Origin of the sequence: Piscinibacterium candidicorallinum (assembly GCF_047549485.1) — a bacterium.
GTDB lineage: Bacteria > Pseudomonadota > Gammaproteobacteria > Burkholderiales > Burkholderiaceae_C > Piscinibacterium > Piscinibacterium candidicorallinum.
The window spans coordinates 2,489,891-2,514,928 of the sequence record NZ_CP180191.1; the positions used below are offsets into that span (position 1 = coordinate 2,489,891).

Consider the following 25,038-nt stretch of genomic DNA (forward strand, 5'->3'; position numbering starts at 1 on the left):
CGCACACAAGCCGTGATGCGCGGCATTCACACCCCTAGACTCGCCAGCGCACAGAATCAGATTCAGGAGAGGATCATGACCCAGCGCCCGCCCTACCTCTACCCCAAGGGCTCCGTATTGATGCACCCGCCACTGGCGCTCAATCAGGCCGACATGATCGGCTGCTGGGTCCCCGGTTCATTGAGCGCACTGCAGGCCAGTGTCGATGCGACGCTGAACCAGGCCACGCAGGGCAAGATGCAGTTCAAGGTCATGAGCAGCTATGTGATGCTGACCTTCACGGCGATTGCCAAGGCACACAGCGACTTTCCGGTGGATCGTGCCAAGGGCTGGGGCAAGGAAACCGACATCATCACCTGGGTGGTCGTGGGGCAGGTGCCGGCCGGCAGCACCGAGGTCAGCCATGTGTACTTCTACCCGATGCACATCTGGGTGGACGACTGCATGGCCCTGATCAACGGGCGCGAGCTGTACGGCTACCCCAAGTACGAATGCCAGTACACGATGCCTGCACCCGGCCAGCCGGTGCAGCAGCTCACGCTGGCGGCCAAGGGCTTCGAGCCCTTCTCGCCTGACACGCAGCTGGCCTTCCATCCCCTGCTGGACGTGAACGTCAGTGCAAATGGCCAGAGCGACAAGCCGCTGGCCGCCTTTGGCGAGGCATTCGCAGAGATCATTGACCTGATGAAGAGCGAGCCCGCGGGCCTGCATCTCGGCGAAGCGGCCTATGCGCAGTTTGCGGACATGCTGTTTCACCCGGCGATGGATCAGATCTTCCTGAAGCAGTTTCCGGACGCCGCCGGCGAGCGTGCGGTGTACCAGGCGGTGGTGGCCGCGCATACGCCCGTGAATGCCATCCGCAGCGTCAAGATGCTCGGCGGGCAGTGGCAGGTGAATCTGCATGCCTTTGACAGCTTCCCGCTCAGTGAAAGTCTCGGGTTGAAGATTGGGGTTCAGGACGCGATCCTGCCCTTCCGGGTCGAGTACGACTTTGCCGTACAGCCGGGCCAGGAGCTGGTGGACAACTCCGTCGTGAAGCCCGAGAAGATCGCCGTGCTGGGCGGTGGCGTGGGTGCGATGACCGCCGCCTTCTGCCTGAGCAACGAGCCCGGCTGGCAGAACCGCTACGACATCACCGTCTACCAGATGGGGTGGCGCCTGGGTGGCAAGGGCGCCAGCGGGCGCAACCCCAAGCTGGGCCAGCGCATCGAGGAGCATGGCCTGCACATCTGGTTCGGCTTCTACGACAACGCCTTCAAAGTCATGCAGCAGGCCTACGGCGAGCTCAATCGCCCGGCAGGCAGCCCGCTGGCCGCCTGGACCGATGCATTCAAGCCGCAGCAGTTCATCACCCTGACCGAGAACGTGGACGGCCAGTGGCGCCTGTGGCCCATCAACACCCCGCTGCGCCCCGGCGTGCCGGGCAACCACAGTGAACGCCTGACCCTCTGGGCCGCCATCCAGACCGGGATCGCCTGGCTCAAGATGTGGCTCGGCGAGCTGCACACGGCTCACGCCGCAGCACGCGCCGCTGCGCGCCCCGCACCGGCGTCGAACGCCTCATGGCTCGAGAAGCTGGCGGCGCACCTGAAAGCCGACATCGAGGATCTGCGCGCCGACCTGCACGAAGTAGGCAGCGCCGTCGAAGCCCTCGTGAAAAGCCTTGAGCTCAACATCGAAGACCATGACGCCGCACATCACGGCCTGCTGACCGATGCAGCCCTGGGCATCCGCGCCTGGATCAACGAGCTGCTCGAAGACGAGATTGCAGGCGCCAAGGACTTCGGCGACGACCTGCGGCGCCTGTACATCTGCATCGATCTGGCCACCACGACCTTGGCCGGCATGGTGAAGGATCACGTCTTCACCGAGGGCTTCGAGGCGATCAACGACATCGACTTCTACCAGTGGCTGATCAAGCACGGCGCCAACCCCAAGTACACGGTGTACAGCGCGCCCGTGCGCGGCTTCTACGACCTGGTCTTTGCCTATGAGGATGGGGATTTCAACAAGCCCAACATCGAGGCCGGCACCATGCTGCGCGGCATGATGAAGGTGGCCATGTGCTACCACGGCGGCATCATGTTCAAGATGCAGGCCGGCATGGGCGACGTAGTCTTCGGCCCGCTGTACCAGGTGCTCAAGGCCCGCGGCGTGAAGTTCAAGTTCTTCCACAAGCTCACCGACCTGCAGCCGGGCACCGACGCGCACGGTCAGCCCACCGTGGACGGCATCACCCTGCAGCAGCAGGTGGCCCTTGTGCCCGGCCGTAGCGAGTACGACCCGCTGGTGGATGTGCTGGGTCTGCCGAGCTGGCCGTCGATCCCGCAGTACGGGCAGATCGAGCAGCAGCAGGCCACGCTCCTGCAGACGCACAACATCAACCTCGAATCGAACTGGAGCGACTGGCCCGAGGTCTGGCGCGCCGCCAGCGGCCAACCCCTGCCCACGGTGCAGCTCACCCGCGGTACGGACTTCGATCGCGTGGTCTTCGGCCTGTCAGTGGCCAGCCTGCCCGACGTGGCGGCCAAGCTGTTCCCAATGAGCGCCGGCCTGGCGCAGTGCGCGGCGCAGGTCAAGGCCGTGGCCACGCAGGCCTATCAGGTCTGGCTGAGCCAGGACATTGCCGGACTCGGCTGGACCCTGCTGAACCGCGATGGCCAGGAGCCCGTGCTGTCCTCCTTCGTGGAGCCCTTCGACACTTGGGCGCCGATGGACCAGTTGCTCTGCCGCGAAAGCTGGCCGACCGGCCACGAGCCACGTAATGTCAGCTACTTCTGCAGCGCGCTGCCCATGAGCCATTACGCACCGTACAGCGACAGCAGCTTCCCGGCTCGCTGCGCGGAACAGGTCAAGCAGTCGGCCATCTATCAGCTCAACACCGAAATGGCCCCGCTCTGGCCAAACGCGCTCCCCCAGCCCGGGGCCTTCCGCTTCGACTGGCTGGTCGATCTGCAGCAGCAGAGCGGCCAGGCGCGCTTCAACAGCCAGTATTGGCGCGCCAACATCGACCCCAGCGAGCGCTATGTGATCTCAGTGGTCAACAGCAGCAAATATCGCCTCAGGGCAGACCAGACCGGCTTCGTGAACATGGTGATTGCCGGGGACTGGCTCAAGACCGGGCTGGATGCCGGCTGCGTGGAGGCCGCAGTGATGGGCGGCATGCAGGCCAGCCGCGCCATCAGCGGCTACCCCGCCGTGATCCATGGTGAAGAGGGCTTTTGAACCTGTGGGGAAACGCGCTGCGCATAGTCCTACTGGCGCAGCGCGAGCTCTCACTTGAACTGACGGTTGAACTGCACGCCAATGTGGTCGGAGTCCAGCGCGTATCGACCTGTGACGGTGCCCTGCCCTGGCACGGCGTTGTTGATGCTCGCGCGCGCAAAGCGGATGTGCCCGTAGCCGACATCCCAGCTTGTTGTCGCACTGCTCTGATAGCGCGCGCCCAGGCCGACAAAGCTGCGGCGACTGTCTGGCACCACTGCATTGCGGTTGGCATCAGTCACGGCGCTGCTCTCTGTTTCCAGCCCAGCGCGCAACAGCCACTCTGCATTGAGACGGTGCTTCACACCCAGACCGAACTTGCTGGTGTCCTTCCAGCCAAAGCGCGTCACGGAATCTGCTGCACCGTTGGCAAAGCGGATGCGCAGGTCCTGAACGCGGCTCCAGCGGGTCCATGCGTATTCCGCGACCAGTTCGGTGTCCTTGCTCAGCGCCTGAGCAACGCCAAGGGTCAGTGATTCCGGCAGGTTCAGCGCGCTGCGAATACCACCGTTGGTGGTGGCTGGTGTTTGGGTCAGCGCAGCAAATGGCCCCGGCAAGGCCGGGTTGGCAAAGCGTGCGTCGCCGCTGATGTCCTGCGTCATGCGGCTCTTGTATTGAAGACCGATCCGCGTGCCCTCTACGGGTCGCAGATGCGCGGCGAGCTGGTAACCCACATCCCAGCTGTTGCCCTTGATCGTGGCTACGCCGTCCGCGCTCTGCGGCGCGATGCCGGCGCTGCCGCAAGCGGCGGGGCTGACGGCGACGAAGCACAGGGTGCCGAAATCCACAGCGCTGCGCAGCGTAGCCTGGGCACGCATCACATTGAGACCTGCGCCAAGAGACAGCTGGTCCGACACCCGCCAGGCCACGCTCGGCATGAGCGACAAGCTCTTCAACTCGGCCTTCTGCACCTGGTAGCGACCTACCCAGCTGTTCTCATAGGTCGTCGACAACCCGAAGGGTGTGAACAGGGCAAAGCCCAGGCTCAGGTCCTTGGCCAGTGGCCGCGCATAGAAGAAGGACACGAGCGGCGCGGCGCCATCCGCGCTGGCCTGCGCAGCGCCGTTGGCCGACGTGCCGGCAGGCGACAAGGAGCCCTGATTGCTGAACCTTGCACCCAGGCGAATGCCGCCGACATTGAGCGCATAGTGCGCGCCTCGCAGCTCGGTGGTGGCCGCGAGGTTGTTGAGCGCAGTCGACGCGTCATCGGCCAAGGCCACGCCCACATGGCCCAGGCCGAGACTTGCCGCGGACTGATCCTGCACCGCAAAGCCGCTGGCCAGCGCGGGGGCGGCAAAGGCTGCGCTCAAGGCAGCGACTAAGGCTGCAATATGGGGACAGCGCAAGGTCAGGGGAGCGGACGCGGTCAAGCCGGCGCGCGTGGTGTTCAAAGGCATACAGTCTCCAGGGTTGTTTTCACGCGGCCTCGGCACGAAGGGCTCTGGGGCCCTGGCGGCGGTCGCGCTTGTGTTCGTACATCCGGCCATCGGCCAGCGCCACGAGTTCGCTGAGCTCGCGCGCCGAGATCAGGCTGCGCGGGTTCGAGGCCATGCTCATGCCGAAGGACAGGCCGGCTTCCGGGAAATCCGTCTCGCGCAGGCGCTGCTCGCAGGCCGACAGGGCGGTCGCCAGCGCCTGGCTGTCGCCGTTGATCGACAGCAGCGCGAACTCGTCGCCACCGAGCCGGTAGGCCCGGCAGCGGCCGATCTGCAGCGCGGCCAGCTCCGCCGCCACCGCGCGGATCAGCGCGTCGCCATGGGCGTGACCGCGGGTGTCATTGATGACCTTCAGACCATCCAGGTCGATGATCGTGATCAGCAACGCGCCACTCGCGCCCAGGCGCTGCTGGGTGAGGTACTCCTCGAGCGCCTTGTCGAATGCATGGCGATTGCCCAATTCGGTCAGCGCGTCCGTGTCGGCCAGGCGGCGGGCATCCTGCATCTGCTGACGGAACTGCTCGCGCGATCGCTCGGCCAGCGCCAGCTGATCGGCCTGCGCAAAGCCCAGCAGCATGGCTTCCAGCGCTGTGCCGAGCAGGGTGAGCAGGTCGGAGTTGTCGACAAAGTCCGGGATGATGCCCAGGTTCGGCGGCAGGATGATCAGCCCCGGGATCAACACTGCCAGATAGGCCAGCAGGAAGAAGCGCGCGGGCCGGTAGCGGCGCGAAAGTGCCCAGATGGCACTGGCCACGGCAAAGCTCACCGCGCTGCCGACCGCGAAGGTCGCCACCAGATGCGAGTACGCAGGCGCCAGCCAGCACACAGGCAGCAGAGCTGCCGCAAGCAGGGCCAGCCAATCACCCGCTCGCGCCAGGCTTGGGCCGATGCGGCGCAACTCCAGGAAGTGGATGCAGAAGTAGCAGTGAGTGATCGAGAGCAGGAAGAACCAGGGTGCGTAGTTCACATGCCAGTCCGACACACCCAGCCAGTCGTAAGGCACATTGAAATAGAAGGCCCAGCCCACCACGCTGCAGATCAGTTGCAGCGCGTACAGGACGGCCGTGCGCTGGCGTGACCACAGCCCGATGAACAGGTTGAACATCAGCAGGCCGAGCATCGCACCCAGCGCCATGAGCAGCAGCACGGTCTGCGTCAGCACCTTTTCGCGGTACTGCTCGATCGGCCAGACATCCACGCGCGGCTGCGAGGAGAAAAAGGGCGTGGTCAGGTCCACCAGCACCCAGTAGCGCGTATCTGCCGCCAGCTTCACGCTCTTGCCGCGGTGCAGGACGAACTCGGTGTCGGTCGTCAGGCCGGTCTGGAAGCTCTGGCGTGAACCGTCACTGCCCAGCACCGTGACGTGCGCGTCGTTGAAAAAGCTGTTGGCCGGCTCGATCACCCACAGGCCGGGCGCAGACTGCGGTGCGATGCGCAGGCTGAGCCAGTAGCGCCCGCCCCGCATGTCCACGCGCGGCAGCGCGGCCTTGCGGGCCAGCCAAGGCTCCACCGCGGCGAACTGCTCCGGCGCCGATTCGCCGCCCGCATGCGCATGCACCACGAGCGCCGAACTGACGGCCGGCGGCGCCTCCGAGAACATGTAGATCAGCCCTGTCTCGGCCCGAGCCGGCAGAGATGCAGCAACCAGCAAGACAAGCGTCAGCGCAAGCCGGACGCATAAGCCCCCGGCGCGCCCAGGGTGGCACAGGCATGCGGGGCCGGCGAAGAGGGGCTGTGCGGGCACGGACAAGACGATAGAGACGGTGAGGAGCATCGCCCGGCGCACGCGGGGCAACGCCTGCGGCCGGGGGCAAACGACCGTCGGAGCTTAATGGCTCAACTCGCGCTTCTGCACTCCGGCCCAGCGGCTTCTCGCGAAACGCACGCAGCGCCCTCACAAGGGATGCGAGACGTGCAACTCAACGGCCTGTCCGGGCTGTCGTGGTCCGCACCAGACCGAGGCGGCGCCGTGCCGGTCTAGCGCTGCACGGGCAGGCGCACTATGAACTCGGTCGGCTCGCCGCTCGCGGTGCTCAGGTAACGCAGTTCACTGCCTGCGGCATCGCTGGCGAAGGGCTGTTCGGTCGTCGGATCGCGCAGGTCGGCCTGCGCCGTGCCGGCCAGCTTCATGGCCTGAAGCAGCACCATGCGCCGCAGCGCCTCGGTGTCGACAGCGCGTCGGCACAGGTTCGCCCAGTTGACCGTGCTGACCTCGATCAGCACGTCGCCCGCCAGATTGCGCGGCCAGGCCAATGTGCGGATCGCACTGAACTTGCTGAAGCCTGCATGCACCTCGGCGCCACGCGCCGCAAGCGTCGTCGCCGGGCCTTCGCACACGTGAGCTTGCGCCAGATGGCGCCGGGCGATCTCATTGATCGTCGCCTGCTTGCGGATCAGGTAGGCCGACATCCAGCCCGTGACGCGCTGATCGGCCTGCGCCGATGCCGCGAGCTCCCGCTGTGCCGAGGCCTGCCCGAGCACCGACGAGGCGGCCAGAATTTCCGTGGGCATGACCGCAGCCATCGAAAGCTCCGCCTTGCTGAGCGGCGCGGCCAGCGCCGCATGCTGCAGGCTGAGGGCCGCGAGCCTGGGCTGAAGTTCATGCAGGTCGGCCAGCGCCAGAAGCGAGTTGCGCGCTTGACCCGCCCAGATCAGTTTGGCGGTGAGGCTGCGCGACGCGGCCAGCGCGCGGCGTTCAAAGGCCAGCTTGGCGAGCACGGCGTCGGCTGCTGCTGCGCCCTGCCCGTCTGCTGCAGCAAGCAGCGCGCGAGCCAGATGGCGCTCGCCCGCCACATCCAAATCCGCCCAGGGTACGCCGGCGGCACGCTCGATCGAGAGCACCGGCTCTTCGAACTTCGGCGCCAGCAGCATCTGGCTGTAGCGCTGGTCTGCCGCAGCGAGTGGCTGCAGGTGCAGTTCAAGCTGCTTGCGCCGCGCGGCGTACCAGGCCTGGCAGTTCACGCCTTTCAGATTGCGCTTGCAGCGCAACGCATCAAAGCTTGGCCCGGGCGCCTGTCCCGGCCCCGCAGCAGACTCCAGCGGCTGGCCGAATGCATCCTGCGTGGTGCGCGCCTCGGCCGCGGCCGCCGGCGCCCCGCTCACCAACCGTTCCCGGCCGAACTCGCTCGCCCGCCGCTCCTTGGGCGCATCCAGCCCCGCCAGCCAAGCAAAGCCGTTCGCCTCCGACCAGTCCACCGGCCGGGCGGCGTCGGCCAGCGCGGCCTGGACCTCGGGTGTGGGTGCTTCGTCGAAGCGGCTGAGGGTAAGGGCGAGGGCGAGCCAAAGCAGTGCGAGCCCCAGCAAAGCCAGCATCAGCCAGCCCAGTCCCTTGAGTACACGTCGAATCAAGCCGGTGTCCTTGGAAAGAGTTCCTGTTTCGGCGCGAGCCGCTCCCGCTTGCTGCAAGCCATTCTTCAGGCATACCCCTTGAAGACTGGCCACCAGAGCGGATCTTCAGCCCAATGGCTTGAAGAACCGCACCAGACAAGCGGAAAGCGGCCTACGCCGTGTGAATAGTGCCGCTCAGGCCAGCCCGGCCTTGGCCAGAATCACCGCGAGGCGGGCGTCCATGGCGTCGTCGCCACCCGGCAGGGCATGCCAAGCGATGAGCTTCTCGGTCAGGCCGCCGGCGGCGCCGGCTGCGTCGCGCTCGCCGTGGAAGCTCTTGGCCAGCAGCGCCACTTGGCGCTTGAGGCGGGCGTCCTTAAATTCGGGCGGGCTGTCCACCTGCGCGGCGATCTCCAGATCGAGCAGAGCGGCGCGCTTGGCCGCGTGCTGCTCGGGCGTGGCCTCGGCGCGGCGGGCCAGATCAGCGGCGCGTGCGTCCGCCACACGCAGCTTGTCCTGCTGGGCGGCGAGCACGGCCAGCTGCTTGCGCGCGGCGTCCTGCGCGGCGCGCCATGCATTGACCAGCTCACCCACGCGGGCGCGGGGCACATCGCCGGTGGCGTCCCACTCAGCCTGCAGGCTCTTGAGCGCCGCGGCCAGGGCCTTGCGGTCCGCGCCGGCGGCGGCGGCCTGCAGCTGGGCAAGCAGCGCTTGCTTGGTCTTGAAGTTGGCCTCCAGCTCGCCGACGAACTCCTGCTTCTTCGCATCGCGCTGGGCGAAGACGGCGTTGCAGGCGCTGCGGAAGGTTTGCCAGGTCTCGTCTTCTTCCTTGCGGCCGAGGAACACGCCAACGCGCTCGCTGGTCCAGCGCTCCTGCAGGGCCCGCACCTTGATGATGGCGTCGCGTACATCGCCTGACGCGAGAGACTGCGCCTCGGCGGTGAGCCTCGCGCGGCGAGCACGCTCCTGGGCGCGGGCGCCGTCGAGCTTGGCATCCAGCTCGCTCATCACGGCGTCGTGCTCCTTGGACAGGGCGTCGGCCAGCTTGCGGTTGACCGGGCCGGCGGCACGCCAGGCCGTCCAGGCCTCGCGGCGCAGCTGCTCCACGGCCTTCCAGTCCACCGTCACCCAATCCACCTGCGCCAGCAATTCCTTGAGCTGGCGGATCTGGTCCTGCTTGGCGTCCGCGTTGCGGTCGCGCAGCTTGCTTTGCAGCTTGCGGTGCTCGCGCACGCTCTCATAGGCTTTGCCGGTGGCGGCGCGGAAGCGGTTCCAGAGCTTGTCGGTGGCGCCGCCCAGCTCCTTGTCGAGCGCCTTCCATTGGTCCTGCAGGGTCTTGATCTCGGCTTCCTGCAGATCCGCCGGCAGAGGCGTGGCGGCGATCTTCTCGGCACGCTCGATGAGTTCGTCGCGCTTGTTGACGTTGGTGAACTTCTGCCAGCCCTTGAGCTTGCCGGCATCTTCCATCAGCGCATGGATCTTGCGCGACACGCCCGCCGGGGCAAAGCGCAGATCAGCCATGCGGGCGCGGATCTGGTCGTGCAGCTTGATGGCGTCCACGGCGTGACCGGTCTCCAGCGCCGCGGCCAGCTTGCCGGCGGCCTCATCGAAGAACTCGCGCGCGGCCTTGGCCTTTTCCTTCTGCTGCTCGTGCGCGGTGGCCATGGCGCTCTTGGCCTTGGCCAGCGCGTTGGAGAAGCGTTCGGCCAGCTCCACGGCGGCGTGGTCGAGTGCGGGCAGGCGGCGCCATTGCTCCTGCAGATCGTCCAGATCGCGCTGGCCGATCTTCTCGGCGTCCAGCGCCTTGGCCTGGGCGATCAGCGCCTCGCGCGCGCCGATGCGATCGGCATGGTCGATGCGCTCCTGGGTGCTGCGCTGCAGAGCCTGGGCCGCGGCTTCGATCTCACGGCCGATCCGTGCCGTTCCCGGCGCCGCTTCAAGCTCACCCACGCGGGCCACCAGCACGGCCAGCTGGTCGAGTACGGTCTGCGGCGGCTGATCGGCCGCCGCCTTGGCCAGTTGCTGGATCTCGCCGCGCAGCTTGACCCAGCCGCGCTGCGCGTCACCCTGCGCCACAAGTCGGGCCTGGATCTGCTCGCGGATGGCATCGAGCGCGGCGCGCTCCGGCTCGCTCAACGGCAGCTTGGCGTGCAGGGCATCCAGTGCATGGTCGGCCTCGACCAGGCGGGTGACTTCCACCTCCTCGGCGTCGCGCACGGCCTCGTACTGGCGCGTCAGCGCGGTGAGCGCCTCGGCCTTCCTGGCGGCACGTTCGAGTGCATCGAGCCGCTCGCGGGCCTGCTTGTAGACCCGGCGGTCGCGGTCCTTGAACTGCTTGGTCAGCTCCTTGAGGCCCTGCTCGGTGCTGATGGCCTCGGCGGCGTCCGGGCGCAGGCCGGCCGGTGCGGTCTTGATCCACTGCAGCAGGGCGCTGTCGCGCTCGGGCCCGGCTGGCACGGCGAGCAGCATGTTGAGTTCGGCACGCTTGTTCTGTTCGCTGCTGCGGTCGGGCGCGGCTTTGGTCTCGGCATTGCCACCGCTCTTGCCCGGCTGGGCGGCCTGGGCAGGCGCGGGCGCACCGGGCTTCTGGGCTTCGATGCGGCCCTTCTTGAAGAAATCCCACAGGAACATGGTCGGGGGTGTCCGAAAACGGTGCGGGCACACGCGTTTAGGCGCGGCGCACGCAGGGTGCAGAGGAGAAAATCAGTCTAGCAAAGCACCCTCACCCCTCTGTGCCGCGCGCGGAGCAGGGTCAACCCCAAACCTATAATCGAATCAAACACTTACAACACCTGCTCGCCACCGCGCAGAGCACCCACCGCGCAGACTCCATGAACCCCCGTTACGAGCCCAGTCAGATCGAAGCCGCCCTCCAGCAAGTGTGGGCCGCGCAGGACGCCTACCGCGTGACTGAAGACGCGAGCAAGCCCAAGTTCTACGCCTGCTCCATGCTGCCCTACCCCAGCGGCAAGCTGCACATGGGCCATGTGCGCAACTACACGATCAACGACGTCATGCTGCGCTACCTGCGCATGAATGGCTACAACGTGCTCATGCCCATGGGCTGGGACGCCTTCGGCCTGCCGGCCGAAAACGCCGCGATTGACCGCAAGGTGGCGCCGGCCGAGTGGACCTACGCCAACATCGCCGACATGAAGAGCCAGATGCAGCCCCTGGGCCTGGCCTTCGACTGGAGTCGCGAGCTCGCCACCTGCGCACCCGAGTACTACAAGTGGAACCAGTGGCTGTTCCTCAAGATGCTCGAGACGGGCGTGGCCTACCGAAAGACCCAGATCGTGAACTGGGACCCGATCGACCAGACCGTGCTGGCCAACGAGCAGGTGATCGACGGGCGCGGCTGGCGCTCCGGTGCCGTGGTGGAAAAGCGCGAGATACCCGGCTACTACCTGGGCATCACCCAGTACGCCGAAGAACTGCTCAGCGCCGTCACGGACGAAAGCGACCCCAACTACCTCAAGGGCTGGCCGGACCAGGTGCGGGCCATGCAGGCCAACTGGATCGGCAAGAGCACGGGCGTGCGCTTTGCCTTCCCGCACGAGATCAAGGACAGCGAAGGCAAGCTGATCGGCGAGGGCAGGATGTATGTCTTCACCACGCGGGCCGACACCATCATGGGTGTGACCTTCGTGGCCGTGGCGCCCGAACACCCGCTGGCGGTGCGTGCCGGGCAGCTCATTCCTGCACTGGCCACCAAGATCGAGGCCCTCAAGCAAGGCGGCACCACCGAGGCCGAGCTGGCCACCAAAGACAAGGAGGGCGTGGCCACGGGCCTGTTCGTCAAGCACCCGCTGACTGGCGAGAAGGTCGAGGTCTGGGTGGGCAACTATGTGCTCATGACCTACGGCGACGGTGCGGTGATGGGCGTGCCCGGCCATGACGAGCGCGACTTTGCCTTTGCGCTGAAGTACGGCCTGCCGATCAAGCAGGTCGTGGATGTGAAGGGTCAGGCCTATGACGTGCGCGCCTGGCAGGAGTGGTATGGCGACAAGGAGCACGGCACCTGCGTGAATTCCGGCAAGTACGACGGCCTCGCTTACGGCGCCGCCGTCGATGCCGTGGCCGCTGATCTGAAGGCTCTGGGCCTGGGCGACAAGAAGGTGACCTTCCGCCTGCGCGACTGGGGCATCAGCCGCCAGCGCTACTGGGGCACGCCGATCCCCATCATCCACTGCCCGGAGCACGGCGCGGTACCGGTGCCCGAGAAGGATCTGCCCGTCGTGCTGCCCGAGGACTGCCTGCCCGATGGCAGCGGCAACCCGCTGAACAAGCGCGAGGACTTCCTCAAGACCGCCTGCCCGATCTGCGGCAAGGACAGCCGCCGCGAGACGGACACGATGGACACCTTCGTGGACAGTTCCTGGTACTTCATGCGCTACGCCTGTCCGGACGCGACCACCATGGTCGACGAGCGCAACGACTACTGGATGCCGATGGACCAGTACATCGGCGGCATCGAGCACGCCGTGCTGCACCTGCTCTATGCGCGCTTCTGGACCAAGGTCATGCGCGACATGAAGCTGCTCAAGTACAGCGAGCCCTTCACCAACCTGTTCACGCAGGGCATGCTGCTCAACGAGTCCTTCTACCGCCCGCTTGCGGATGGCAAGAAGCAGTGGTTCTACCCCAGCGAGGTCGAGGTCCAGTACGACGACAAGGGCAAGCCCGTGGGCGCCACCGCCAAGTCCGATGGCCAGCCGGTCATGCTCGGCGGCATCGAGAAAATGTCCAAGAGCAAGAACAACGTGGTCGAGCCCAAGGACATCATTGCCAAGTACGGCGCAGACACGGCGCGCACCTTCGTGATGTTTGCCGGCCCGCCGGATCAGTCTGCCGCCTGGAGCGACAGCGGTGCCGAAGGCGCCTACCGCTTCCTGCGCCGGCTGTGGAACTTTGCCTACGAGATGCGCGAGCGCATCCAGGGCGCGCGCGGCGTGAGCCTGGCCGGTGCCGGTGCCGAGGTGAAGGCGCTGCGCTTCACGATCCACAGCGCGCTGCAGCAGGCTGAGTTCGACTACAAGCGCCTTCAATACAACACCGTGGTCTCCGCCACGATGAAGATGCTCAACGCCATGGAAGACGCCAAGCTGGCGCCCTCGCCCGTGGCCAATGCCGGCGTGCGTGAATGCCTGTCGATCCTGCTGCGCGTGCTCTACCCCGTGGCGCCGCACATCACCAGCCAGATCTGGGCCGACATCGGCTACGCCGACGAGTTCGGTCCCCTGCTCGACGCTCCCTGGCCCAAGCCGGACCCGGCGGCGCTGGAGCAAAGCGAGATCACGCTCGTGGTACAGGTCAATGGCAAGTTGCGCGGCGACATCGTCGTGCCCAAGGAAGCGACCAAGGAACTCATCGAAGCCACCGCCCTGGCCAATGAGAACGTGCGCAAGTTCACCGACGGCCTGTCCGTGAAGAAGGTGGTCGTGGTGCCCGGCAAGCTCGTCAACATCGTGGTGGCGTAAGTGAAGATCGAGCATCCATGCGCTTCTTCAGGCCAAAATGGCTGGAAACCCGCTTCAGACAAGCGGAAAGGCCTTTTGGTGCTGCGCCTGGGTGCTCTCGCTTTCGCGGTCAGCTTGGCCGCCGGCTGCGGCTTCACCCTGCGCGGTGCGGCGCCCATGCAGTTCGAGACGGTGGCCGTGCAGGCGCCCGAAGACTCGGTGTTTGCCGCCGAACTGCGCCGCAGCATCGCCGGCAGCACCACCAGCAAGATTGTGCGCGACCCCAAGGCTGCGGCCCTGCGCATCGACCTGCTGGGCGAGGAACGCACGCGCGAGTCACTGACCGTGAACGCTCAGGGCCGGGTGCGCGAGTATTCGCTGTTCCTCAAGGTGCGCGTGCGCGCCCAGGACGCCCAGGGCAACGAGATCATGAACCCGACCGAGTTCACGCAGCGGCGCGACGTCTCCTTCAACGAGAACATCCTGCTGGCCAAGGAAAGCGAAGACCAGCTGCTGTACCGCGACATGGCCAGCGAGATCGTGCAGCTGGTCGCGCGGCGCGTCTCGGCGCTGAAGCCGCACGGCTCTGCATCCTCGGCAGCGCCCGTGAAGTAACGCATGCTGCTCGCGCCCGCCCAGCTTGACCAGCACCTCGCCCGCGGCCTGGCGGGCCTGTATATGGTGCATGGCGACGAGCCGCTGCTCACGCTCGAAACCGCAGACCGCATCCGCGCGGCGGCACGCGCCGCCGGCGCGGTGGAGCGGCAGGTGCTGCAGATGGATGCACGCAGCGACTGGAGCCAGCTGACGACGCAATCCGCCTCACTTTCGCTGTTTGCCGAGAAGCGGCTCATGGAGATCCGCCTGCCTACCGGCAAGCCCGGCACCAGCGGCGCGCAGGCCCTGGCCCGCTTTGCGCGCGGCCTGCAGGAGCATCCAGACGACAGCCAGATTGCGCTCGTGCTGCTGCCCAAGCTGGACAAGACGGGCAAGTCCAGCGAATGGTTCACGGCGCTCGTAAGCGCCGGCGTGGCCATTGAGGTGCCGACGATTGAGCGCGACGCCCTGCCCCGCTGGATTGGCGAGCGCATGGCGCGCCACCAGCAGCGCGCCAGCCGCGAGGTGCTGGAGTTCATTGCGGACCGCGTGGAGGGCAATCTGCTCGCAGCGCACCAGGAAATCGAGAAACTTGCGCTGATCGAACCGGCCGGCGAGCTCAGCATGGAGACTGTGCAGGCCAGCGTGCTGAACGTGGCGCGCTATGGCGTGCAGCAATTGAGCGAAGCCCTGCTGAGCGGTGACATTGCGCGCGCCCAGCGCATTGCCGACGGCCTGCGCGCCGAAGGCGAGGGCCTGCCGCTGGTCGTGTGGTTCGTGGCCGAGGACGCCCGAACCCTGCTCAAGTACAAGACATTCACCGCCGCCGGCCGCTCGCCGGCCACTTTCAAGAACGAGCTGCGTCTCTGGGGCCCGCGCGAAGGCGCTGTGGGTCAGGCCGCGCGCCGAGTGACCCTGGCGGCGATGCGCCAGGCACTGGTCGGGCTGGAACAGGTGGATCGCCTGTCCAAGGGGCTCACGCAGGGCACCGGCAAGCTGGACCCCTGGGAGGCGCTGTCGCGCCTGTTCCCGCTGTTCAGCTCGGCTGCGCCCGCCCGCTGATCCATTCAAAACCCATGAACGCTCCTTTGCCCCCCAACACCGACATCGCCCGCAGCATGCTGCGGCTCGGCCAGCAAGCCCGCACCGCGGCTCGGGCGCTCGCTCGCGCCAGCACGGCTGCCAAGAACCGTGCGCTCATCGCCACGGGCGAGGCGATCGACGCCGCGCGCGAGCGACTGGCCACCGCGAACGCCAAGGACATCGCCTACGCGCAAGCGAACCATCAGGACGCTGCGTTCATCGACCGCCTGAAGCTCACGCCCAAAGTGATCGATTCGATGATCGAAGGGCTCAAGCAGGTGGCCGAGCTGCCCGATCCGGTGGGCGAGATCACCGACATGAAACGCCGCCCCTCCAGCATTCAGGTCGGCAAGATGCGCGTACCGCTGGGCGTGATCGGCATCATCTACGAGAGTCGGCCCAATGTGACCATCGATGCCGCGGCCCTGTGTTTGAAGAGCGGCAACGCCACCGTGCTGCGCGGCGGCAGCGAGGCCTTCCACAGCAATCTTCTGCTGGCGCAGTGCGTGCAGCAGGGTCTGGCGGCAGCCGGGCTGCCTGCCCATGCGGTGCAGATGATCGAGACCACCGACCGCGCCGCCGTGGGCGCGCTGATCCGCGCCACCGAGCATGTGGACGTGATCATCCCGCGCGGCGGCAAGAGCCTGATCGAGCGCATCAGCGCCGAAGCCACCGTGCCTGTCATCAAGCACCTGGACGGTATCTGCCACACCTTCATCGATGCGAGCGCGGACATCGACATGGCCGTGACGGTCTGCGACAACGCCAAGACCCAGCGCTACAGCCCCTGCAATGCCATGGAGACCCTGCTGGTTCATGCCGAGATAGCGCCGCGTGTGCTGCCCCGTCTGGCCGGCGTGTATCTGGCCAAGGGCGTGGAGCTGCGCGTGTGCGCGGCCACGCGCAGCGTGCTGGCCGCTGCCGGCATCCACACCGTGAAGGACGCCACCGAAGAGGATTGGCGTACCGAATACCTCGCGCCCATCCTCTCCATCCGCACGGTGGAAAGCCTGGACGCCGCGATCGACCATATCGAGACCTACGGCAGCCACCACACGGACGCGATCATCACCAACGATCACGCCCATGCCATGCGCTTCGTACGTGAGGTGGACTCCGCCAGCGTCATGATCAATGCCAGCACGCGCTTTGCCGATGGCTTCGAGTTCGGCCTGGGCGCGGAGATCGGCATCTCCACCAACAAGCTGCATGCGCGCGGGCCGGTGGGGCTCGAGGGCCTGACGAGCCAGAAGTGGCTGGTGCTCGGGCAAGGCGAGATCCGGGGCTGACGCAGTCGCTCATTGAGAACGATTCTCAATGAGCGCTCTACAGGGAGGCTCACCCGCATCCCTGCGACAGTCGACCGCTGGGGAGATCACCGGGTTTTGCCCGCTTCGCCGGATAAACCCCAGTGGGTGTGCGGCCGGCGCTCTGGCACTTTCACGTCTCCTGTTCACGCTGGAGACATCCCCATGACAAGTCGTCGCTCCTTCCTCATCAAGACCGTGGCCGCCGCAGCCACCCTGCCCGCCGCGCAATCCGTGCTCGCCCAAGCCGCAGCCAAGCCGCGCCTGGACGAAAAGAATGCACAGGCCGCCGCGCTCGGCTATGTGCATGACACCAAGAAGGTGGATGCCAAGAAGTTCCCCAGGCACGCCGCATCGCAGAACTGCGCCAACTGCCAGCTCTACAAGGCCGGCAAGGACGGCTGGGGCGACTGTTCGATCTTCCCGGCCAATGTGGTCAATGCCAACGGCTGGTGCAGCGCCTGGGTGAAGAAGGCGGGCTGATCGGTTCGGCTGCCACAATCCGACGCCACAACGCCCCGCTGCATGCGGGGCGTTGTGCTTTTGGGGCCGCTTCAGGTGCGCGGCTACCATGTCGCCTTTGCTCACAACGGCACCGCCCCATGGACTCCGCCTACCTCTGGATCAAGGCCTTTCACATCGTCTTCATCGCCAGCTGGTTTGCCGGCCTGTTCTATCTGCCGCGCATCTTCATCAATCTGGCCATGGATCCGCACCCCGCAGTGCAGGAGCGCCTGATCCTCATGGCCAACAAGCTGTTCCGCTTCATGACCGGCCTGGCTGTCATTGCCGTGGTGCTGGGGCTGATTCTTTGGGGCGGCTATCGCGTGGGCTTCGGACAAGGCTGGATGCATGCCAAGTGGGTCGTGATCCTGCTGATCATCGGCTACCACCACGCCTGCTGGACGATCTTGAAGAAGTTCCGTGCGGGCCAGAACACCCGCAGCCACACCTGGTACCGCTTCTTCAATGAGATCGCTGTGCTGATGATGATTGCCGCGGTGGTGCTCGTGGTCGTCAAGCCCTTCTGAGGAGCGCCCATGTCTGCACCCGCGATCGACTACTACGTGTTTGCCCAGTCGCCCTACGCCTACATGGGTCATGCGCGCTTCTGTGCGCTTGCAAAGCGCTTCGGCGCCACCGTGAATGTGCTGCCGATGGACGGCACCGTGGTCTTTCCGGCTACCGGCGGCCTGCCGCTGCCCAAGCGGGCACCGGCGCGCATCAGCTACCGCATGGATGAACTCAAGCGTTGGCGTGAATTTCTCGGTCTGCCGATGAACGTGCAGCCGAGGTTCTTTCCGGTGGCGGGCAATCCGGCCTCGCTCATGATGTTGGCCGCTGCAACGCAGGGACAGACGGTCGCGCTGCGCTTCATGGATGCCGTCTTCAAGGCGGTCTGGGAGCGCGAGCTGGACATTGCAGACGCCACCGTGCTGAACCAGCTGGCCGGCGAATGTGGTCTGGATGCGCAGGCGCTTGCAGCTGCTGCCGCGCACCCAGACACGCAGGCGCGCTTCGAGGCCATCAGCCAGCAGGCGATTGCCGCCGAAGTCTTCGGCGCACCGACCTACGTGCTGGATGGCGAGCGCTTCTGGGGCCAGGACCGGCTCGACTTTCTCGAACGGGCGCTGAGCGAGCACGCCCGCGCAGGAGTCCCGCAAGCGTGAGCGATGCACCGAATCCAGCGCTGATCGAACGCTTCTTTGCGCCTTGCCCGCGCGGGCTGGAGCCCATCGTGGCGCAGGAGTGCGCAGACTGCGGCGCGAGCGATCTGAAGGAGATCCCCGGCGGCGTGCTGTTTGCGGCTGACTGGGCCGCAGCCAAGCGCATCAACCTGGAAAGCCGCAGCGCCAGCCGCGTACTCTGGCAGGCAGCGAGCGGCCCTGCGCGCACCGAGCAGCAGGTGTATGAACTTGCGCTCGCCCTGCCCTGGGACACCTGGTTCTCCGTCAACAACACCATCCGCGTAGCCACCACCGGGCTGAACGCCACGGTGCGCAGCCTGGACTTTGTCTCCCTGCGCATCAAGGACGCCGTCTGCGACCGCTTCCGTGAGGTCATGGACGCTCGGCCGAGTGTGAACACGCAGCGCCCGGACATCCGCATCCAGTGCGTGCTGACCGACCGCGACTGCACGCTCTATCTGGATATGAGCGGCGAGGCCCTGTTCAAGCGCGGCTGGCGCGAGGCGGGCGAAGCCCCGCTGCGCGAGAACCTGGCCGCCGGCATCCTCAAGCTGGCCGGCTGGACGCCGGGCACGCCGCTGTTCGACCCGATGTGTGGCTCGGGCACCTTCCTGATCGAGGCGGCGCAGATGGCCGCGGGCGTGCCGCCGGGCGCGCTGCACGGCTTCGCGTTCGAGAAGTTCCTGCACCGCGATGCGAGCCGGCCGGTGATTGAGAAGCGTGAGCCTGTGCCGACCGTATTCGCCGGCTCGGACATCGATGGCGAGCTGGTGGCCACGGCACGCACCAACGCCTGGAACGCCGGCCTGGCCGAGGACGCCATCCGCTTTGACGTGAAGGACGCGCGCGATGTGGAGCCGCCCTGCGAGGCGCCCGGCATCGTGCTCATGAACCCGCCCTACGAGGAGCGCATCGGCTTCTCGTACACCCGCGACGCCACCGAGTTCTTCGACGCCTTTGCCGCCACCATGAAGCGGCGCTTCAAGGGCTGGACGCTGTACGTGCTCACCACCGACATGCAGCTGCAAAGCAAGATGCGCCTGAAGCCCGAGCGGCGCGTGGTGCTCTTCAACGGTCCGCTGGAGTGCCGGCTGTACCGCTTCGATCTTCGCTAGCAGCGCGGTTGATTGGGACAGCGCCCAAGAAGGGCTTTCCGCTTGTCTGGCAAGGGTTTTGAGGCAGTTTGGCCTCAAGAGCCGCATGAATGCTTGATCCAATAGATGTGATCAAGCATTGATGAGGCTTTTCAAAACAAAACGGCTGGAGAAGCGCACCAGACCAGCGTAAACGCGTCCCAGCCAAGGTTCAGTTCAAACCCAGCGCCCGGCGCATGTAGTCCGTGCCCGGCCCGCGTATCCACTCCGCAAGCCACGCGCCTTCTCGCGCGCCCCAGCTGGCCGCCACGCGGTTGGCCTTGGAGATGATGCCGCTCTTCCAGGTCGAGGCGCCTTCGCCGATGCGGGCGGAGTCGTGATAGACCGTGATCGCGGCAATGCCGCGATCACCGAGCACGGGCAGACGCGAGTACCCAGCGCCGTCAATGCCGCCGCCGGCATCGTTGAAGACTGCAAGGATGGCCTTGACCGGCAGCGCGGACTCCGGGCGCCCCGAATGCAGGCCGCCATGCACTCCCGTGACCACGATGCGCCCTGCATCTTCGGCCTGCAGGCGCGTAAGGGAATCGACCGTGACGATCTCCGGCGCCGAGGTCGTGAGCTGACTGCGCCAGGAGGCGTAGGGGGGCGGCAGGTCGCGCGGCGCATGCGCCTGGCGCGACAGGATCTTGGCCGCCTGCTTGCACTTCATGCCCACCTTCACGCCCAGACCCGCGGCGGTGGCGTTCACATGCGAGATCACGCCGCGCGAAGCGGCGTCCTTGCCGTCGCCAATGCGGGCGGTGAGATGGCTCACGGCTGCAGCGGCCATGCCGATGCTATCGAGCTGCTGCACGCCGGCAATGCCGGCCTTCTCCAGACCCACGCCGGCGTCATTGAAGATCACTGCATTGGCGCCGGACATGGCAGCGAGATAGGCGGAGACAAGACTGCCTTCAGCCCCGGTGATGAGCAGCGCGCCCTTGGCCTCCCCGGCCGCGGGCAGCGCAGAACGGACATGGATGGTCATGCCGGTGGCTCCAATTCCCTGAGCAAGCCCATTGCATTGAGCGGGTTGCTTTAGTTGTACATCTGACACCCAAGCTTAGGCGGGCGCCTCAGCCGGTGCGCACAGAGACTGTAACCAAAGGGCAGAGCGTCGTCAGGAGACGACGAGCGGTTCAGGCTCCGGCTCCGTGTGCGGCTCGCGCAGGACCACCCGCTGGCGCGGGAACCACAGGCTGAAGCTGCTGCCCTCGCCCAGGGTCGAGCTCACATCCAGGCGCCCCTGATGGCGCAGCATGACGTGCTTGACGATGGCGAGCCCCAACCCGGTGCCGCCGGTGTCGCGCGAGCGGCTCTTGTCCACGCGGTAGAAACGCTCGGTCAGCCGCGGAATGTGCTCCGCGGCCACGCCCACGCCGTTGTCGGTAACGACGAGCGCAATGCCTTCGGTATCAAGCGCAGCGCCAACGACGATCCGCCCGCCGGTCGGCGTGTAGCGCACGGCGTTGGTCACGAGGTTGGTCAGCGCACTTTCGATCTCGCGCTCCGCGCCGCGCAGGTCGGCCGGCATGGGTTCGATGCGGATCTCGTGCCGGCCGGCAGACAGGGCGCGCGCGAGATCCACGGCACGCTGAACCAGCGGCGCAAGGGCGACCCGCTCCTCCTGCGACGGTGCGGCCGTGCTCTCCAGGCGGGACAGGGTCAGCAGATCGTCGATCAGGCGCTGCATGCGGACGGCCTCTGTGCGCATGAGCTCGAGATGCTGCGCGCTCATCGGCACGGCCGGCGAGGCCAGCTCCAGAAAGCCGGAGAGCACAGTCAGCGGCGTACGCAACTCGTGCGACACGTTCGCGATGAAGTCGCGCCGCATGGTGTCGAGGCGATCGGCCTCGCTCACGTCGCGCGTGACGATCAGAGTCTGCGTGGGGGAGAACGGAATCGTCTGCAGCACCACCACCCGGCCGCTCTTGAGGCTGACCGGCACAGAGGCCACGCTGTCACCGCTTGAAGTCAGCGCGTCGATGAAAGCCGGCTCGCGCACCAGATTCGTCAGGCGCAGGCCAACGTCCTTGCGCGCCGTGAGGCCCAGATGCTGCTCGGCCATGGGGTTGAGCCACTGGATCAACATGGACGCATCCACGATCACCACGCCATCGGGCATCCGCTCGAGCACCTCGCGCAGCTGCGTCACGGACCGATCCAGCTCGGCGCGATAGGCCGCCTCAGTCTTGCGGGCCTTGTAGAGCACCGCTGCGATGCTGTTCCACTCGCCGACCGGTGCGTCGACGGCATCGCGTCGCTGTGAAGCCTCAAGCCAGCGGATGGTGCGATAGATCGCCACCACGAAACCGATGACATAGAGCAGCAGCAGTGCGCTGGCAGTCATCCAGCCCAGCCGCGCACCCCATACCTCGCCCACGACGAACGCGATGATGGCGATCAACGCCAGCTTGAACAGCACGGGCCGCATGAAGCGGCGGAAAGTGATGGGGAGCATCCAATGAGAGCGCAGCGGGGGCGTGCTTTCCCCCTGGGTGTGCGGCAGGTCCGGGCGAATACGCGCTCAGCCTGCCGTCTCGGTGTCATTCACCAGCGAAAGCGTACCCCACACCCCGCACCGTGCGCACCGGCTCTTCGAGCCCGGCTTCGGCCAGTGCCTTGCGCAAACGCAAGACATGTACATCCACCGTGCGCTCCTCGACGACGACCGAGTTACCCCAGACGATGTCGAGCAGCTGCTGGCGCGAGAACACGCGGCCCGGATAGGCCATCAGCGCGTTGAGCAGGCGGAATTCGGTCGGGCCGAGATTCACGTCCTTGCCCTGCGCGGTCACACGATGCTTGACGGGGTCGAGCGTGAGACCCAGCCCGGTCAGCACTTCGCCAGCATGCTCGGGCTGGCGGCGGCGCAGCACGGCGCGCAGGCGCGCAAGCAGCTCGCTGGGCGAGAAAGGCTTGGTGACGTAATCGTCTGCACCAGCATCCAGCCCGGCAACCTTGTCGTGCTCCTGACCGCGGGCGGTGAGCATGATGACCGGCAGTCCCTTGGTGCGCTTGTCCGAACGCAGCGTGCGCAGGAACTTCACACCGGACTCGTCGGGCAGCATCCAGTCCAGGATCATCGCGCTGGGCAGGTTCAGCTGCAGGGTGTTCTGCGCAGCCTTCACGTTGGGTGCAATGTGGACCGTATAGCCCGAGGTGGACAGCGTGAACCGCACCAGCTCGGCGATGCCGGGCTCGTCCTCAACCAACAGAATGCTCGTGTCTGCCATGCGCAGGCCTCCGATCAGCTCTTCAGTGTCTCTTCAACGGTCTCGCGCGGGGCGTGGCGGATATCCGTGCCCTTCACCATGTAGACCACGTACTCGGCGATGTTCTTGGCGTGGTCGCCCACGCGCTCGATCGACTTGGCAATGAAGGTCACGTCGATGGCCGTGCCGATCAGGCGCGAGTCTTCCATCATGTGCGTGATCAGCTGGCGCTGGATAGCGCGGAAGCGCACGTCGATCTCCTCGTCCTCGGCGATCACGCGGCCTGCTGCTGCTGCGTCCAGGCGCGCAAAGGCGTCCAGCGCGGTCTGCAGCATGTGCACTGCGTGGTGCGTCATGAGCTCGATGTCTGCCTGGCAAGGAATCACCTGCAGCGAACGGGCCATGATCTCGCGGCCGGTCCGGGCGATCTTGGTGGACTCGTCGCCAATGCGCTCGAGATCCGTGATGGCCTTGGACACAGCAAGGATCATGCGCAGGTCATTGGCTGCGGGCTGACGACGGGCAATGACCTCGACGCATTGCGCATCGAGGCTCACTTCCATCTGGTTGACGTCCTGATCGCTGCGGATCGTCTGATCGAACAGCGCGATGTTGCGTTCAGTGATGCCCTTGATCGCATCGTGGAACTGGCGCTCGACCATGCCGCCCATGCGCAGCACGGAGCTGCGGATTTCCTCGAGGTCCTGGTCGTACTGCTTGGAAGCGTGAGTGGTACCGAACATGATGTAGGCCTTCTCGCTGTGGAATCTGGATCGGACTGGCTTAGCCGAAGCGGCCGGTGATGTAGTCCTCGGTGGCCTTTTTTTGCGGCTTCACGAAGATTTCCTTGGTCTTGCCGACCTCGATCAGCTCACCCAGGTACATATAGGCGGTGAAGTCGGAGCAGCGGGCGGCCTGCTGCATGTTGTGCGTGACGATGACCACGGTGTAGTCATTCTTCAGCTCGTGGATGAGTTCCTCGATCTTGGCCGTGGAAATCGGGTCCAGTGCCGAACAGGGTTCATCCAGCAGCAGCACTTCCGGGCGGATGGCGATGCCGCGCGCAATGCACAGACGCTGTTGCTGACCGCCGGACAGGCCGTTGCCGCTCTGATTGAGCTTGTCCTTGACCTCATTCCAGAGTGCAGCCTTGGACAGGGCCCATTCGACGCGATCATCCATCTCCGGCTTGGAGAGCTTCTCGAACAGACGCACGCCGAAGGCGATGTTGTCGTAGATGCTCATCGGAAACGGCGTGGGCTTCTGGAAGACCATGCCGATCTTGGCGCGGATCAGCGCGATGTCTTCCTTGCTGTTGAGCAGGTTCTCTCCATCCAGCAGGATCTGGCCTTCGGCACGTTGCTCAGGATAGAGCGCGTACATGCGATTAAAGGTGCGCAGCAGCGTGGACTTGCCGCAGCCCGAGGGCCCGATGAAGGCCGTGACGTGCTTCTCGGGGATGTTCAGGTTGATGTTGCGCAGGGCGTGGAACTTGCCGTAGTAGAACTGCAGGTCCTTGACCTCAAGCTTGTTGCGCGCCGGGGTGGTTGTGGTCACCATGGTCATTCCTTGATTCGTATTCGGTATCTGGTTGGAGCGGTTCAGGCCTGCGGCATCACTTCTGCTTGCCGGAGAACAGAGTCCGCGCCAGGATGTTCAGGATCAGCACGCTCAACGTGATCAGGAACACACCGGCCCACGCGAGCTTCTGCCAGTCGGGGTACGGACTCATGGCGAAGTTGAAGATCACCCGGGGCAGGCTGGCCATGGGCTCACTCAAGTCCAGGCTGAAGAACTGGTTGTTCAGCGACGTGAACAGCAAGGGCGCGGTTTCACCGGCAATGCGGGCCACGGCAAGCAGAATGCCCGTGATGACACCGGCCACCGAGGCCTTCAACGTGACCTTTGTGATCACGGTGTACTTGGGCGCACCCAGCGCGTAGGCCGCTTCACGCAGCTGGTTGGGCACCAGCAGCAGCATGTTCTCGGTGGTACGGATCACCACAGGGATCACGATCAGAGACAGCGCCAGCACGCCGGCAAAGCCGGAGAAGCCACCCATCGGCCGAACGATCAGCGCGTAGATGAACAAACCGATCACGATGGACGGCGCCGACAGCAGGATGTCATTGATGAAGCGCGTCACCGAACCGAGCTTGCTGTGGTTGCCGTATTCGGCCAGGTAGATGCCGGCCAGGATGCCAATCGGCGTGCCGATTGCCGTGGCCAACCCCACCATGATCGCGCTGCCCACAATCGCGTTTCGCAGGCCGCCCACATCCGCTCCGGGCGGGGGCGTGTCGTAGGTGAACAAGGCGAGAGACAGGCCAGCGATCCCCTGCGAGAGCGTCGTGACAAGGATCCAGATCAGCCACACCAGGCCGAAGGCCATGGCCAGCAGCGACAGCGTGAGCGCGAGGCGATTGATCCACTTGCGTTGCTGGTGCAGTTTGTTGGCATTGGTGAAGCGGGTCTTGTCCACCGCCGGGGTATTGACCGGAGTCTGTGCAGAAATGGTGCTCATGA

Annotated in this window: 19 protein-coding genes; 9 read left to right on the forward strand and 10 right to left on the reverse strand. The window is 65.9% G+C overall.

The window, feature by feature from the left end:
• Window positions 1-75: 75 nt before the first annotated feature.
• Window positions 76-3,225 (forward strand): NAD(P)-binding protein, encoded by a 3,150-nt coding sequence (locus ACMDW7_RS11275; RefSeq protein ID WP_377300653.1) that lies wholly within the window; start codon window positions 76-78, stop codon window positions 3,223-3,225.
• 50 nt (window positions 3,226-3,275) lie between these two features.
• Here the strand turns inward: ACMDW7_RS11275 and ACMDW7_RS11280 are convergent, their stop codons facing one another.
• The 4 genes from ACMDW7_RS11280 to ACMDW7_RS11295 form a co-directional block, all read right to left on the reverse strand.
• Window positions 3,276-4,574 (reverse strand): OmpP1/FadL family transporter, encoded by a 1,299-nt coding sequence (locus ACMDW7_RS11280; RefSeq protein WP_377300652.1) that lies wholly within the window; start codon window positions 4,572-4,574, stop codon window positions 3,276-3,278.
• A 106-nt stretch (window positions 4,575-4,680) separates the two neighbouring features.
• Window positions 4,681-6,351 carry a 7TM diverse intracellular signaling domain-containing protein gene (locus ACMDW7_RS11285; protein ID WP_377300651.1) on the reverse strand — a complete coding sequence of 557 codons (1,671 nt, stop codon included), beginning with the start codon at window positions 6,349-6,351 and terminating at the stop codon, window positions 4,681-4,683.
• A gap of 326 nt (window positions 6,352-6,677) precedes the next feature.
• The gene (locus ACMDW7_RS11290) at window positions 6,678-8,048 is read right to left on the reverse strand and encodes a hypothetical protein (protein ID WP_377300650.1); all 1,371 of its coding nucleotides are present in this window, start codon (window positions 8,046-8,048) and stop codon (window positions 6,678-6,680) included.
• 174 nt (window positions 8,049-8,222) lie between these two features.
• Window positions 8,223-10,658, reverse strand: coding sequence for a DUF349 domain-containing protein (locus tag ACMDW7_RS11295; RefSeq protein WP_377300649.1), 2,436 nt, complete (start codon window positions 10,656-10,658; stop codon window positions 8,223-8,225).
• Window positions 10,659-10,858: 200 nt separating this feature from the next.
• On the opposite strand from ACMDW7_RS11295, the gene leuS reads away from it, so the two are divergent.
• The 8 genes from leuS (at window position 10,859) to ACMDW7_RS11335 (ending at window position 19,276) form a co-directional block, all read left to right on the forward strand.
• Window positions 10,859-13,507, forward strand: a complete 2,649-nt coding sequence (leuS, locus tag ACMDW7_RS11300) for a leucine--tRNA ligase (RefSeq protein ID WP_377300648.1) — start codon at window positions 10,859-10,861, stop codon at window positions 13,505-13,507.
• Between the two features lie 114 nt (window positions 13,508-13,621).
• A complete protein-coding gene (lptE, locus tag ACMDW7_RS11305) occupies window positions 13,622-14,101 on the forward strand; it encodes an LPS assembly lipoprotein LptE (protein ID WP_377300647.1) in 480 nt (159 codons plus the stop codon).
• 3 nt (window positions 14,102-14,104) lie between these two features.
• Window positions 14,105-15,145: a DNA polymerase III subunit delta gene (gene holA, locus ACMDW7_RS11310; RefSeq protein ID WP_377300646.1), complete on the forward strand. Its 1,041-nt coding sequence runs from the start codon at window positions 14,105-14,107 to the stop codon at window positions 15,143-15,145.
• A 14-nt stretch (window positions 15,146-15,159) separates the two neighbouring features.
• Window positions 15,160-16,455 carry a glutamate-5-semialdehyde dehydrogenase gene (locus tag ACMDW7_RS11315; protein ID WP_377300645.1) on the forward strand — a complete coding sequence of 432 codons (1,296 nt, stop codon included), beginning with the start codon at window positions 15,160-15,162 and terminating at the stop codon, window positions 16,453-16,455.
• A gap of 183 nt (window positions 16,456-16,638) precedes the next feature.
• Window positions 16,639-16,956: a high-potential iron-sulfur protein gene (locus tag ACMDW7_RS11320; RefSeq protein WP_377300644.1), complete on the forward strand. Its 318-nt coding sequence runs from the start codon at window positions 16,639-16,641 to the stop codon at window positions 16,954-16,956.
• A gap of 119 nt (window positions 16,957-17,075) precedes the next feature.
• Window positions 17,076-17,504, forward strand: a complete 429-nt coding sequence (locus ACMDW7_RS11325) for a CopD family protein (protein ID WP_377300643.1) — start codon at window positions 17,076-17,078, stop codon at window positions 17,502-17,504.
• 9 nt (window positions 17,505-17,513) lie between these two features.
• A complete protein-coding gene (locus ACMDW7_RS11330; RefSeq protein WP_377300642.1) occupies window positions 17,514-18,143 on the forward strand; it encodes a 2-hydroxychromene-2-carboxylate isomerase in 630 nt (209 codons plus the stop codon).
• Entirely contained in the window at window positions 18,140-19,276 is a 1,137-nt protein-coding gene (locus tag ACMDW7_RS11335) for a THUMP domain-containing class I SAM-dependent RNA methyltransferase (protein WP_377300641.1), read from the forward strand. Before ACMDW7_RS11330 ends, ACMDW7_RS11335 begins: the two co-directional genes overlap by 4 nt.
• Before the next feature lie 190 nt (window positions 19,277-19,466).
• On the opposite strand, the gene ACMDW7_RS11340 is transcribed toward ACMDW7_RS11335, so the two are convergent.
• From ACMDW7_RS11340 to pstA, 6 genes are all read right to left on the reverse strand, one after another.
• Complete coding sequence (locus ACMDW7_RS11340; protein ID WP_377300640.1) at window positions 19,467-20,285, reverse strand: hypothetical protein; 819 nt, start codon at window positions 20,283-20,285, stop codon at window positions 19,467-19,469.
• A gap of 132 nt (window positions 20,286-20,417) precedes the next feature.
• The gene (gene phoR, locus ACMDW7_RS11345; protein WP_377300639.1) at window positions 20,418-21,758 is read right to left on the reverse strand and encodes a phosphate regulon sensor histidine kinase PhoR; all 1,341 of its coding nucleotides are present in this window, start codon (window positions 21,756-21,758) and stop codon (window positions 20,418-20,420) included.
• A gap of 85 nt (window positions 21,759-21,843) precedes the next feature.
• Window positions 21,844-22,533: a phosphate regulon transcriptional regulator PhoB gene (phoB, locus tag ACMDW7_RS11350; protein ID WP_377300638.1), complete on the reverse strand. Its 690-nt coding sequence runs from the start codon at window positions 22,531-22,533 to the stop codon at window positions 21,844-21,846.
• A 14-nt stretch (window positions 22,534-22,547) separates the two neighbouring features.
• A complete protein-coding gene (gene phoU, locus ACMDW7_RS11355) occupies window positions 22,548-23,255 on the reverse strand; it encodes a phosphate signaling complex protein PhoU (RefSeq protein ID WP_377300637.1) in 708 nt (235 codons plus the stop codon).
• A 40-nt stretch (window positions 23,256-23,295) separates the two neighbouring features.
• A complete protein-coding gene (gene pstB, locus ACMDW7_RS11360) occupies window positions 23,296-24,072 on the reverse strand; it encodes a phosphate ABC transporter ATP-binding protein PstB (RefSeq protein WP_377300636.1) in 777 nt (258 codons plus the stop codon).
• 55 nt (window positions 24,073-24,127) lie between these two features.
• On the reverse strand, window positions 24,128-25,036 hold the full coding sequence (pstA, locus tag ACMDW7_RS11365) for a phosphate ABC transporter permease PstA (protein WP_377300635.1): 909 nt from the start codon (window positions 25,034-25,036) through the stop codon (window positions 24,128-24,130).
• Window positions 25,037-25,038 lie beyond the last annotated feature (2 nt).